Origin of the sequence: Moorena producens PAL-8-15-08-1 (genome assembly GCF_001767235.1) — a bacterium.
Classification (GTDB): Bacteria; Cyanobacteriota; Cyanobacteriia; order Cyanobacteriales; family Coleofasciculaceae; genus Moorena; species Moorena producens_A.
In genome coordinates this window covers 9,302,694-9,315,591 of the sequence record NZ_CP017599.1, presented here as the reverse complement: position 1 = coordinate 9,315,591, position 12,898 = coordinate 9,302,694, and the positions used below count along the sequence as shown (strand labels likewise).

Genomic DNA, 12,898 nt, shown 5'->3' with positions numbered 1-12,898 from the left:
ATTCACCGTTCTGTGGCCACAGGGCATCCTCAGCGTAAAATTTAGATATAATCGAGAACAGTAGCACCAGCACAAGACCATGGCAGACACACATATTCGCTTTGATTGGGCAATCAAAAAACTGCTGCGTAATAAAGCTAACTTTGGTGTTTTGGAAGGGTTTTTAAGCGAGTTATTGCATTTCGATATTACCATCAAAACCCTTCTCGAAAGCGAAGCTAATCAAGAGACACTCGATGAGAAAACCAACCGAGTTGATATTCTCGCTGAAACTACTGATGGCGAGCTCGTCCTGATTGAAGTACAAAACAACCCTCAACACGATTATTTCCACCGTATGCTCTACGGTGCGTCTAAGTTAGTCACCGAATACTTAGGAAAAGGTCAAGAGTATGGTGAAATTAAGAAAGTATATTCAATTAATATAGTCTACTTTAACTTGGGGATGGGGGATGACTATATTTATTCCTATCGCGGAGAGTTTGTTGGGGCTAATCTTGGGGATATCCTGCAACCGACCAAAACTCAGGAGTTCAAATTTCACATCAACAAAGTAGCAGATATCTTCCCAGAATACTACCTGGTGAAAGTAAATAATTTTAAGGAATTAGCGAAAACTAGCTTAGATGAATGGATTTATTTTCTCAAAAACAGCGATATCAAAACGGAATTTTCGGCCAAAGGAATAGAAGAAGCGAAGGAGGCGCTGCGAGTCACTAATTTATCAGAACAAGAAAGAGCAGCTTACGAGCGTTACCTAAAAAATAAGCGTGACGAAGCCAGTATACTCAGTACCCAAGAGTTTGAGACGAGATGGCAAGTGGAACAGGCAGAAATTCGAGGTATGGAAAAAGGTATCCAACAAGGAAAACAAGAGGGGATCGAACAAGGTCTTCAACAAGGTATCCAACAAGGAAAAAAAGAAGAAAAAATAGCGATAGCACGTTCCTGCCGGGAACAAGGTTTAGATGTGGAGACTATTATGAACATCACCCAACTTTCTCGGGAAGAGATTGAATCTTTATAAACTCCTACCCATCTTGATACCCCTTGAAGTCCTGGAATTGCCCAGTTTTCATATCCCACAACCTGACCTATTAGCAGATACGTGGTAATTGTTGACCGCTTAACAGATCCACGACCCTGGTTGCACCAATTTTACTCTGCATAGTGACTAGACTGGAATTCTCGTCTGTTACCTTGCCAATTAAACCAGCATCTTTTCCCAAGGAGTGCGATCGCATAATCTCCAAACCCTTTTGTGACTCTTGCTCCGGTAAAATAACCACAAATCGACCTTCATTGGCCACATAAAGCGGATCGAACCCCAGAATTTCACAGGCTCCTTGTAAATCTTCCTTGACTGGAATCAGACTTTCATCAATATGGATGCCAAGATTAGCCCCAAGGGCAATTTCGTTTAAAGCACTGGCCAAACCACCACGAGTCAGATCCCGCATACAGTGAATTTCGATCCCACTTTGGGTTAGGTCTAGTACCAAATCAGCAAGGGAAGCACAGTTGCGTAGGGTGCGTGATAAGACGGACTCGCCTTGATTTTATTGGTAGTCAGTGTTGGCAAAGTCCGTCCCGTAACGCACCACCAAAAGGCTCACTCTGATTTAATCGGTAGCTATTGTTGGGAAAGTCCATCCCGTAACAAAGCACTTGCTAAATTTTTGCTTACTTAAATTCTGCCATGTAGATTTGAAATTGTGTTAGCTAATCACCAACTTTTATTTGTTTTTATTTTAGACTATTTTAGTTGATTAATTTCTATTTATTTTGATTAAAATGCCTAGTTTTATTTAGTCATACTTTCCAGTCAATACCGTCCCAAATATTTATATCAAACTCCTATACACCTATTTTTTTAGTCAATAGATTAGAGGTCAGAAGCATTTACCTTGAAAATCATGGCCATGACCAAAAAGACTAATCCCAACCGAAAACGTTGGCTATTAATAGAGTTCGTTGTGGAGTTACTAGCTTTATTCCTTGATGCAAACCTAATCATAGTCTTGAATCTTTGCTTATTAATTTGGCGTTGGCTAAAGGAAGAGGAGGAGGAGTAGGGTCGATATCATAGTTGTAAAAAAGAAAGTAAATGTGGCAAGGGTGGGGAGATGGGGAGTGTAAGCTCAACAGGATTTTTTTCCCTCTTACCTGCTCCCTCTTACCTGCTCCCTCTTACCTACTCCCTGCTCCCTGCTCCCTGCTCCCTAAAACCTAGATATTTGTACCTCACAAGTCTTAGAATTGCTATAGTTGTAGTCTACTACTTCTTTGAGTAAACGCACCCTCAGCCCAATCTCAGCCATGAAATTCATCAGCCCCAAAACCGACTTTGCCTTTAAAAAAATCTTTGCCTCCCAGGAAAGTAAGCCGATTCTGATTAGCTTCCTCAATGCTCTTGTCTATCACAATCAACCTCTCATCGAAGATTTAGAAATTATTGATCCTTATCAGTCTTCTCCTCTGCCAATCCTCAAAGACTCTTTCCTCGATGTGAAAGCTAAGCTGAGGGATGGTTCTCTAGTGATTATTGAAATGCAGGTTTTGCAGGTAGAGTCTTTTGCTCGTCGAGTTTTGTATAACGCAGCTAAAGCTTACTCACTACAATTAGGTAAAGGGGAAGGCTACCGTTATCTCAAACCAGTGATTGCTCTGACCATTACCGATTTTATTATGTTTCCTGAGAATAATCAGGTAATTAATCATTTTGAGTTCCGAGAAAAAAGTACCAACATCAGCTACGTAGAAAATTACTTACAATTATTGTTTGTAGAGTTACCGAAGTTTGAGAAGCAGTTGGAGGAGTTAGAAGAATTGGATGAGTTGTGGATGTATTTTTTAAAAAATGCCCCTTCCTTAGATACAGTCCCAGAGAAAATGGCACAACTACCAGAGTTTCAACAGGCATTTGGGATTGCTTCTCAGGCGAACTTAACCAGGAAGGAGTTGGAGGAACTAGGAAAACGAGAAATGTTTATTCATGACCAACAAGGGCTGATTATATTTGCTGAAAAACAAGGTAAAGAAAAAGGAATGAAACAAGGAAGAGAAAAAGGAATGAAACAAGGGAGAGAAGAAGGGGAGAAAGAAAAAGCCCAAACAATTGCACGCCAACTTCTGCCTCTTTTGGATGATGAAACGATTAGCCAAACTACTGGCATACCTGTAGAGGAAATTAGGAAGCTTCGCTGAACAAGTCAAAAGGCAATAGACTAATGAAGAATTTAGAATGAAGAATGAAGAATGAATTTTTAGTTGGGTAGGGTGTGTTAGGGACGGACTCACCCTGGTTTTATCAGTAGCCAGTATGGGGACAGTCCGTCCCGTAACGCACCACAGTTTTGTAGGGTGGGCAAGGGGAAATAAATTGGTTGGAGCCCTTGGGTTGACCAATTACCTTGCCCACCCTACAGGATCGGACGTTTTAGTGGGCAAAACTCCTAGAGTTTTCCCTACAGCTGATCTGTGCTAACCTTTTGCCCACCCTACAGGATCTCAATTCTTAATTCTTAATTCTTAATTCTCAATTCTTAATTCTCAATTCTTAATTCTTAATTCTTAATTCTTAATTTTCCTTGACAAATTTAAATATAATCATTATGATTACAGTATAAAATTCAAAAACAATTTCTCGACTATGACTCAAAACTCTCAGCCCAATTCAAACAATAACTCAAACGGATTCATTGTTCCGTATATTTTGAAAGGGTCTCGCCAGCAAATCACCCATACCGCCTATATCTTGAATGCCCTCGGCTATATCCAAATTTCGGAATGGGGTCCTCTTCAGCCCACTGGAACTCCAGACGAATATATTACGATGATCACCAGATATTGGATTTGGCGTTAACACCTTGTCTTGATGCAGTCGCTCATGGGGGAAACCACGGCAGTTGCTCATGGTTAGAAGTTACCGTAAGACAGTTGAGCCTTAATCAATAAGTTTTACCCCTTTTGTGCATAGCCGACCAACCATAAAGGCTCAACGTAATCAGGTTTCGTCTCCGGGGGGAACCCCCAAGACCGCACTGCCTCCCCAAGACCGCGCTGCATCGCTAAATTTCTGGGGGGGTTTCCCCCCTGGCCAAAAGCCAATCACATCCGATCAGGATTGGATTGCTGAGAAAATTGAGTGCATAGTCGAAAAATCCTAGCCGTAGAAAGTATTTCTGCGGCTACTTTTTTTTGGTTAGCAGGTTTAAGGTTAGTTGGTTGTTCGCCTTTGGCGTTCCCGAAGGGTAGGTTAAGCTGATGCGCATTTAAATTGGTTTTTTCCTGTTCCCTGTTCCCTGTTCCCTGTTCCCTGTTCCCTACTCCCTACTCCCTACTCCCTACTCCCTTCCGTTACGCCATTCCTTGGGAAACAAAACCAGCCCAAAAGAAAGGATGAGCAAAAGGAAAATCCTTCTTACTCAAAGACTCCAAACGCTTTCGCTGTATCTCGAATTTATCGACAATTGTGATCCACTTATCAAACTCTTCCTGATCTCCCTGATCCTTAGCATTCTGTTTAGCAGTATTGGCTTCCGTTAACTTTTGTTCCAGATGTTCCCTTAACTGAGCCTGATAGTTATCAGCAAACTCCTTTCCCGTTAAATTGCGCAATTTAATTTGCCCTTGCTGTAGTGCTTGGGAGCGGCTCATCCCTGACCTGCGGCCATCGTAGTAAAAAATCGCTAATAAAGCACTGGCCAAATCATCTACAGACCACTGGGTACTAACCACACTCCTGGCTCCAGCACATAGAAAACCGGTAGCTAGACTAAGCAAGTCATCAGTAAGTTTGGTAACAGTGAAATTAACCTCGCAGGCTGAAGCAAAAACTTCGGAAAGATTGGGCATGCGCCAACCAGGAGTTAAGAGTTGACCCAGGGTAAGGGAACCATCTCCTAACCTTAACTGAGATTCCAACGGGTTGGGGTTAGATTCGGCATGATGGCTGGAGTGGAGGATATGCACTTGCTGGCCTAAGGTTTGGTATGATTTGACCGTGGCATTCCGTCCTTGTAAGCGCTGCTCAGCAGGAACCTGATACATTTCGGCCAGGGTTTTGCATTCAAAACTGGCAAAGGGCAGATCCTCCGTCGCATCTTCGACTATACCCATTTCCTGACCTTCAATTACTGGGCGTTGGTGGCAATAGTGGAGGATTTGGCAACTGGGAACCAAGCGAATACGAAAGCGATCGCATAAATAAGTAGTGTTGGTAACAGGTTTAGTGGCAGAGGGTTTGGAGGGTTTGCTGCCTAAGACCATACCCCGAGTTTGGGGAAGATCCCCCCTAACCCCCCTTAACAAGGGGGGGACGATTGCGGCATTTTCTGGTAATAAACCCTCTTGCTCTGCTGGTGATAAACCCTCTTGCTCCCCTGTTTTTAAGGGTAATAAATCCTCTTGCTCCCCCCTTATTAAGGGGGGCTGGGGGGGATCCACAATCGGCAACGCCGCAAAAGGAATCTGATGCAAACGTAGATGAGGCACAATAATCAACTCCTCAATCCCAGTCAGATATTTTGCCACCAGCTCCTGCAACTGCAAGCGCTCAGCAAGTTCCTCAAGAAAATCCCCCATGTTCTGTTTCCATTCACTTTGTGCCTCAAGATAGGGATTGAACCAGTTTAGTCCAATCCAATTCTGTAACTTATCCCACCCCTGGCCTACACAAGTAAAAACTTGAGGACTGCGATCCTTACGTAGGATAAAAATATGGGTATCCTCCCTTGTTGTGTAAAAACTGAGCAGAGCAGTCGTTGGTTCCTGGATTAACTGCTGGATTTGCTGCCAATCGAGATGATCCACTTGAATTTGTCCTGCCAAAACCGGGTCATAGTAGCGCAGCTGTTGCCAAACTTGCTGTTTTTGTGCCTCTAATGCTTGGATTTCCTTCTCGTATTTTAATAAAGCTTCCCTAGTCAAGGATTGATCAAATTGTTTCACTCCCATTCCTAATGACATGGTTTTATTAGGAGTTCCTGCCAAAACTGGAACAGCCTCCGAAGCAGAACCAAAACGGAGGGCATTGATACGCCGTTGCAATTCCTCGTAGTCCAGCAAAAGCTGTTCTAGTTCTGAGGCAATTTCTCCCCCTTGGTAGAGTTCATTACTAGCCATCATATCTACCAAGCCTTGGGCACGAGAACGTTCAGTATATTCCACTGCTTTCTCGATTTCTCCTAAGTTGAGGCAAGCTTGTACTATGTTGCCATATACGTAAATGGAATCAGCAAGAATCTGTTGGCGACGCTCCTCATCAATTGCCCAACTCCGGCTTTGTTCTACCGCTTGGATAGCTAGGGCGTAGCCTTCGATAGCTAGTTGCCAATTGTTATTTTCCAGAGCAACGTTACCTAAATTGCTAGCTGTTTGCAGACAGTGGAGAGGGAAGTTTGCTGGAGTATAGATTTCTAGGGCATTTCTAGAATGAGCGATGGCTTGTTCGATATTATCTGCTTTCTCTCCTTTTATTCTTACACAGTAGGCAAAGCCAAGATGGTTTTGGAAGATTGCCCAAATTTGGGGAAATGCGGACTTGCTAAAGATTTGTAGGTTATTTTTAGAAGCACTGATGGCTTGTTCGATATTATCGGCTGTATCTCCATTGATTCTATCATCAGAGTAGGCATTTCCGATGTTGTTTTGAGTCTTTGCCCATTGTTGGGGCAATGCCTCCAAGGTAAATAATGTTATAAAACTTTCATAACTAGCCATGGCAATTTCTAGGTTAATGGCTATATTATCTAGAGTAAAATAATGTTGAACTAAATTACAAAAATTTCCAATAACTTGAGCAAAATATTTAGGGTATTTTTTATAAAATACTGGAAATTTTGTTATTGCAAAAAAATGCAGCATTTGCCCTAATTCTTCATTTAAATTATTGATGTTATCTTGCAGTAGAGGGTAAACTGATTGACGGCTAGGGTAAGTTCCGACTGCCTGCACGATGGACATTAGGAAATTGAAATAGTCTTCCAAAGAAACTGCAGTTAATTTCTGAGCAAAACTTCGCAACCAATTGGCATTGTTATCTCCATCCTCTTCCATTTGTGCTGCTACTGCTTCCATGATCTGCACCAACTCCCAATTCACTAGTTCTTGGTTGGCCTGCAGTATTTTATCTTCTTTTCCAGGGCATTGTAGCAGTTGTTGGATCAGGTTTAAATAAGCTTCAAATCGTTGTTCGTCCATAGTATTTTCCTATTCTGTTTCCTGTTACCTAATTCTAAGCAGATGCTTCTACTACCTCGAAAGAGCGATAAAATGCTTGCCAATTATTGCTATCTTCTCCCAACCTTGTCCACAATTCCTTAAGCCGTTCGAGATTCCAAATGGGAGCTGGTTCTTCTTGATTAGGCGTTAACCAAGGAAAATCTAAGGAATCGTCTAAGACAATAGCCAGAAACTCTTCTTGCCCTACCCTATCAAATTTTATCTCTTCACACATTGCCCCTGACTGAGGCATCAGCATTGTCTTATCTTTGAGTCGATTAACTGGAGCAAAAGCTTGGGAAGGACAAACTACATAGTTGGTATCTAAACCGCGATTTAATAACAACAGATGCTGTTGGTCACAATCTAGCTCCACATGCATATGGTAGGGAATGTTTAAACCAATTACAGGCTTCTTGCCTCGGGGTACAACCAAGCCTTTGTTGTAAATAGGATCTGGAGTAAAACGAAGCCAACGGTAAGGGGATGCAGCTTTTTGAATTAGGTCTTGCCAAAGCCCATCCATTTGCCAGTAAGGAAATTTATGCTCCCATAACCAGCCATAAGCAATTCGCCAGGGTGATTGTTTTTCATCCGCTGGTCTTCCTCGTTTATGCTCCCAATTTACCCCATGTTTTGCCATTTCCTCCCCAAACTGCTTTTTCAGCTTTTTCAGTACTTCGGCCAGGGTAGCATTAATGCTCTGTTCATTAAACGCTCCCAGTTTTGTGTCCATTTTGCGAGCAATCTCGACATTCTCTTCTTGCCAGTTGTCAGGACTAAAACGCAGTTGAAAGCATACTTTTTGGGTTTCGGAGGTTTTGGATATCGGGAAAATCTGGTCAGAGATGTATTCAATGAACTGTTGTTGTTGAGATTGTTGGTTGGTCATGGTATTTATCCTAAGAAAGGGAGCAGGGAGCAGGGAGCAGGGAGTAGGGAGTAGGGAGTAGGCAAAAGGCAAAAGGCAAGAGGCAAGAGGAACCCACCCCTAACCCCTCCCAGGAGGGGAAGGCAAGAGGCAAGAGGCAAGAGGTAGAACAGGCTTCCAGCCTGTAATACTTAACTCTTATAAGCTTCTAGCCTCAGCTTTGTGGCACAGGCTTCCAGCCTGTGACCGACTGAATGCTTACATTTTTGCTTACTTAAATTCTGCCATGTAGATTGGTAATTGTGTTAGCTGATTACAAATTTTTATTTATTTTTATTTTCGATTATTTTAGTTTATTTATTCATATTTAAAAGTTCAGTTTTTATTTGATTATATTTTCCAATAAATACCGTTCCAGTTTTTTATATCAAAGCCCTATACACCTATTTTTTTAGTCAATAGGCTAGAAGTCAGAACCATTTATATTGACAATCATGGCTATGACCAAAAAGACTAATCGCAACCGAAAAATTTTGATATTCATAGAGTTTATTGTGAAGTTACTAGCTTTATTCCTTGATGCAAACCTAATCATAGTGTTGAATCTTTGCTTGTTGATTTGGCGTTGGATTAGGGAAGAATAAGAGGAGGAGTAGGGTCGATATCATAGTTGTAAAAAAGAAAGTAAGTGTGGCAAGGGTGGGGAGATGGGGACTGTAAGCTCAACAGGATTTTTTTCCCTCTTACCTCTTCTCTCTTACCTCTTCTCTCTTCCCTGCTCCCTGCTCCCTGCTCCCTAAAATCCAGCAATTTGTACCTAACAGCAATTGCAAACCGCTGTATCATAGTTGTAGTCTACTACTTCTTTGAGTAAACGCACCCTCAGCCCCATCTCAGCCATGAAATTCATCAGCCCCAAAACCGACTTTGCCTTTCAAAAAATCTTTGCCTCCCAGGAAAGTAAGCCGATTCTGATTAGCTTCCTGAATGCTCTTGTCTATCACAATCAACCTCTCATCCAAGATTTGGAAATTATTGATCCTTATCAGTCTTCTCCTCTGCCAATCCTCAAAGACTCTTTCCTCGATGTGAAAGCTAAGCTGAGGGATGGTTCTCTAGTGATTATTGAAATGCAGGTTTTGCAGGTAGAGTCTTTTGCTCGTCGAGTTTTGTATAACGCAGCTAAAGCTTACTCACTACAATTAGGTAAAGGGGAAGGCTACCGTTATCTCAAACCAGTGATTGCTCTGACCATTACCGATTTTATTATGTTTCCTGAGAATAATCAGGTAATTAATCATTTTGAGTTCCGAGAAAAAAGTACCAACATCAGCTACGTAGAAAATTACTTACAATTATTGTTTGTAGAGTTACCGAAGTTTGAGAAGCAGTTGGAGGAGTTAGAAGAATTGGATGAGTTGTGGATGTATTTTTTAAAAAATGCCCCTTCCTTAGATACAGTCCCAGATAAAATGGCACAACTCCCAGAGTTTCAACAGGCATTTGGGATTGCGTCTCAGGCGAACTTAACCAGGAAGGAGTTGGAGGAACTAGGAAAACGATAAATGTTTATTCATGACCAACAAGGGCTGATTATATTTGCTGAGAAACAAGGAATGAAACAAGGAATAGAAGAAGGAATGAAACAAGGGAGAGAAGAAGGGGAGAAAGAAAAAGCCCAAGCAATTGCACGCCAACTTCTGCCTCTTTTGGATGATGAAACGATTAGCCAAACTACTGGCATACCTGTAGAGGAAATTAGGAAGCTTCGCTGAACAATTCAAAAGGCAATAGACTAATGAAGAATTTAGAATGAAGAATGAAGAATGAAGAATGAAGAATGAATTTTTAGTTGGGTAGGGTGTGTTAGGGACGGACTCACCCTGGTTTTATCAGTAGCCAGTATGGGGACAGTCCGTCCCGTAACGCACCACAGTTTTGTAGGGTGGGCAAGGGGAAATAAATTGGTTGGAGCGCTTGGATTGACCAATCACCTTGCCCACCAGGATTAACTGTGGCTAGCTCGCTTGGCTTTTGGCGTTGCTGAATCAAGTAATGAATAGCAGTAGAGTGGGCATCCTGCCCGCTCGACCAGATATTGATAACGGGCAAGATGCCCATTCCACCCACCGGGTCAACTGTTCTCTCTTCCCTCTTCCCTCTTCCCTCTTACCTCTTCCCTGCTCCCTGCTCCCTGCTCCCTAAAACCCAGAGATTTTTACCTCATGGGTATAAGACTTGCTATATAAGTAATTTCTCGGAATAAATCCAGGATTATTATAGCTTTCGTAAATCTTAATTTCTGATCAACATAGATTAAAAAGATATAAATTATTATGTTAGGTTTTAATCAAAGTAACTTCATAATTCCAATTTCAGAGGGCATGGTAATAACGCAGGATTTGCCAAAAGAACTTGAAACTATTGAAATTGAGAATAAATACGAAGATTGCCTGTTCATGAAATTAGAGGGGACTATCGTTCAGCCAGATAAAATTGACCTATTATTAACGATAAACTTTCATGATCAATTTTTAGAACTACCCGGTGGTAGCATCAAACTTGGGCTAACCGGTGGAGAGCTAAGGCTGAACTTAACCAATGGCAAACTTCCCTATTCTAACCGTGGTTTCAATGATGATTTTAAAGTTTCCATAGAGAAAAAGCGACGGTCAAAGCAAGGTAGTCAAATTCACCATGACAAGAAGATGTCCATGGGTTTAGACCGTAATTCCAATCAAATTGAGTTCAACCTTGGCACAGAATTAAATCTCAGGAAAAATATCAATCACGAAAAAACTGATGAATTCACCATCATGGATTACCAGATCACATCCAAAGGTGGAGAAACCAGTCCAGCTTGGGTTTTTGCTGCCAAAAGTGGTGAGCCATTATTAACTGGAACCCTGAGCAGTATATGGTTAGGCAGCATTACCAAACAAGATATCAATCAACCCTGTTATATCGAAGCGATTTTCACAGTTTTGCCGAAAAATGTCCATCTTTATGAAGCGGAGGGAATCTGGTTTCAAGAAATTAGTCGAGAAGAACGGGCAGTCCTAGATCGAAAGATTGTCTTATTTTTACTCAAGCGCCAATTAAAACCTTATGTAAGTCGGTTAGTATTGCAGGATGTTTAATCAAGAATTAAGCCAGGAAATAAACAAGACACTCCAAGGTTTTCGAGCAGCCAAGACCAAGAATTTCCAGAAATTAGCAGAAGTTGCTGGTTTAGATATTACTAGTGACTTTGCAGGTGCTAACCTTAGGGGTGTTAATCTCAGTCGTCTTAATCTCAGCCATGCTGACTTAAGTGATACTGATTTAAGGGATGCTAAACTCAGTGGCACTGACTTGAGTGGCGCTGACTTGAGTGGCGCTAACTTGAGTGGGGCTAGCTTGATTTCAGCAAACTTAAGCCATGCTAATCTCAGTAATGCCCAAGTCACAGGAACTCGGTTTGGCAAAAATCCCGGTCTGGTTGAACAGACCAAGGATAACCTGATCAAGCGAGGAGGGATATGGGAACCTAGTATCACGGAAGTGCTTCTGGCTTGGAATGAATTGAATGACCGTGACCGAGATTGGATGATTGCCACAGGGGAGAGTAAAGAAATTCCAGCTGGTCATGTCTTGATTCATGAAGGACAATCGATCAATGCCCTCTACATTGTCCTAGATGGCATCTTAACCGTTTCCGTTGAAGCTTGGAAAAGTCGGGAAATTGCTCGATTATCCAACGGTGAAGTAGTCGGAGAAATGTCTTTTGTGAAAGATCATCCCCCTTCCGCTACAGTTAAAGCTTTAGAAGACTCCATTGTGTGGTCAATTGATCGAGCTAAATTAACCCATAAACTAGAGCAAGACCCTCGTTTTGCAGCTCGTTTTTATCGCTTGCTTGCTGCTGCTATTGCTGATCGAATACACCTGACCACAATTAGCTTACTTTACTTCGAGAAAGAGTATCAGATAGAAGACCCAATGGCGACTAACCTGAAGATTGATGAACTAACAACCTCCAGTCACTATCGGTTCATGGCTACACCCATTAATAAGGACTCAATCAAAACCTATGAAAAAGTTATTTTAGACAAAACTAAGGCAGCTTTACTGATTAATGGGGTGATTGAATCTTGAGCTATCAGCTATCAGCTATCAGCTATCAGCTATCAGCTATCAGCTATCAGTTTATGGGCTACGCCCACGCGTGCGCGTTCAGCTATCAGTTTATGGGCTACGCGAACAGCTTTCAGGCAAAGGCCAACGGCTGACGGCTGACCACTGACCACTGGCCACTGACCACTGACCACTGACCACTGAACGCGCAGGCGTGCGCGTAGCGCTTAAGCTGACAATTAATCGTCTTTTTTAATCACTTTAAACTCATCTAGCAATTGCACCCAAGTGATAGCATCTCTCTTGTCATAAACCCAAGCGATCAGATTGATATCTCCTGTTTCCCAAGCAAATTTCCACCAAGCATCTAACTGTTCTTCTGTAACATCTAATCCTATTATTTCTTTTTTAAAAGTATCACTGGTAGGCTGACTATAGTGATGCCCCTGGATAAACTGTTGCCAGTCAGCTACGGTAAACTTAAAATCGTAATCCTGTGCTACCTTAACTACCTCTTCTGGATTTTTAGTAGCTATTAGCTGCTCTTTTAAATCCTCTTGTTGAGAAATAGCATGGAAAAATTGAGCAACAGTTTCTGTAGAGATTGTAGACATTGTAGATATTAGCTATAAAAAATGCGTCACTCATGGACGCTAGTTAATCGACTTTACATTGACAATTATAATT

At 41.8% G+C, this 12,898-nt stretch carries 12 protein-coding genes and 1 pseudogene; 9 read left to right on the top strand and 4 right to left on the bottom strand.

Annotated elements, in window-relative coordinates:
- The first annotated feature begins 79 nt into the window (after window positions 1-79).
- Window positions 80-1,027, top strand: a complete 948-nt coding sequence (locus BJP34_RS34170; protein WP_070396179.1) for an Rpn family recombination-promoting nuclease/putative transposase — start codon at window positions 80-82, stop codon at window positions 1,025-1,027.
- Window positions 1,028-1,097: 70 nt separating this feature from the next.
- Here BJP34_RS34170 and BJP34_RS34165 read toward each other — a convergent pair whose 3' ends face one another.
- Window positions 1,098-1,502 (bottom strand): AIR synthase-related protein, encoded by a 405-nt coding sequence (locus BJP34_RS34165; protein ID WP_229424163.1) that lies wholly within the window; start codon window positions 1,500-1,502, stop codon window positions 1,098-1,100.
- A 624-nt stretch (window positions 1,503-2,126) separates the two neighbouring features.
- Between BJP34_RS34165 and BJP34_RS45210 the strand changes: the two genes are divergently transcribed.
- From BJP34_RS45210 to BJP34_RS49820, 4 genes are all read left to right on the top strand, one after another.
- Window positions 2,127-2,294 carry a hypothetical protein gene (locus BJP34_RS45210; protein ID WP_158517637.1) on the top strand — a complete coding sequence of 56 codons (168 nt, stop codon included), beginning with the start codon at window positions 2,127-2,129 and terminating at the stop codon, window positions 2,292-2,294.
- A gap of 25 nt (window positions 2,295-2,319) precedes the next feature.
- Window positions 2,320-3,207: an Rpn family recombination-promoting nuclease/putative transposase gene (locus BJP34_RS34160; RefSeq protein WP_070396177.1), complete on the top strand. Its 888-nt coding sequence runs from the start codon at window positions 2,320-2,322 to the stop codon at window positions 3,205-3,207.
- A 582-nt stretch (window positions 3,208-3,789) separates the two neighbouring features.
- On the top strand, window positions 3,790-3,957 hold the full coding sequence (locus BJP34_RS45205) for a hypothetical protein (protein ID WP_158517636.1): 168 nt from the start codon (window positions 3,790-3,792) through the stop codon (window positions 3,955-3,957).
- Window positions 3,958-4,279: 322 nt separating this feature from the next.
- Window positions 4,280-4,405: a hypothetical protein gene (locus BJP34_RS49820; RefSeq protein WP_267876440.1), complete on the top strand. Its 126-nt coding sequence runs from the start codon at window positions 4,280-4,282 to the stop codon at window positions 4,403-4,405.
- Here the strand turns inward: BJP34_RS49820 and BJP34_RS34150 are convergent.
- Both BJP34_RS34150 and BJP34_RS34145 read right to left on the bottom strand, forming a co-directional pair.
- Entirely contained in the window at window positions 4,360-7,203 is a 2,844-nt protein-coding gene (locus BJP34_RS34150; protein WP_083305492.1) for a CHAT domain-containing protein, read from the bottom strand. The two genes, BJP34_RS49820 and BJP34_RS34150, sit on opposite strands and share 46 nt — an antisense overlap.
- Before the next feature lie 34 nt (window positions 7,204-7,237).
- Complete coding sequence (locus tag BJP34_RS34145; RefSeq protein ID WP_149031339.1) at window positions 7,238-8,188, bottom strand: hypothetical protein; 951 nt, start codon at window positions 8,186-8,188, stop codon at window positions 7,238-7,240.
- An 806-nt stretch (window positions 8,189-8,994) separates the two neighbouring features.
- Here BJP34_RS34145 and BJP34_RS34140 point away from each other — a divergent pair.
- From BJP34_RS34140 to BJP34_RS34125, 4 genes and pseudogenes are all read left to right on the top strand, one after another.
- A pseudogene (locus BJP34_RS34140) lies at window positions 8,995-9,870 on the top strand (Rpn family recombination-promoting nuclease/putative transposase).
- 280 nt (window positions 9,871-10,150) lie between these two features.
- Entirely contained in the window at window positions 10,151-10,300 is a 150-nt protein-coding gene (locus tag BJP34_RS45200; protein WP_158517635.1) for a hypothetical protein, read from the top strand.
- A gap of 179 nt (window positions 10,301-10,479) precedes the next feature.
- Window positions 10,480-11,235 (top strand): hypothetical protein, encoded by a 756-nt coding sequence (locus BJP34_RS34130; RefSeq protein WP_149031338.1) that lies wholly within the window; start codon window positions 10,480-10,482, stop codon window positions 11,233-11,235.
- Window positions 11,228-12,232: a pentapeptide repeat-containing protein gene (locus BJP34_RS34125; RefSeq protein WP_070396172.1), complete on the top strand. Its 1,005-nt coding sequence runs from the start codon at window positions 11,228-11,230 to the stop codon at window positions 12,230-12,232. The genes BJP34_RS34130 and BJP34_RS34125 overlap by 8 nt, the downstream gene beginning before the upstream one ends.
- Window positions 12,233-12,450: 218 nt before the next feature.
- Here BJP34_RS34125 and BJP34_RS34120 read toward each other — a convergent pair whose 3' ends face one another.
- Entirely contained in the window at window positions 12,451-12,825 is a 375-nt protein-coding gene (locus tag BJP34_RS34120; RefSeq protein ID WP_070396171.1) for a Nif11-like leader peptide family natural product precursor, read from the bottom strand.
- Window positions 12,826-12,898: the final 73 nt, after the last annotated feature.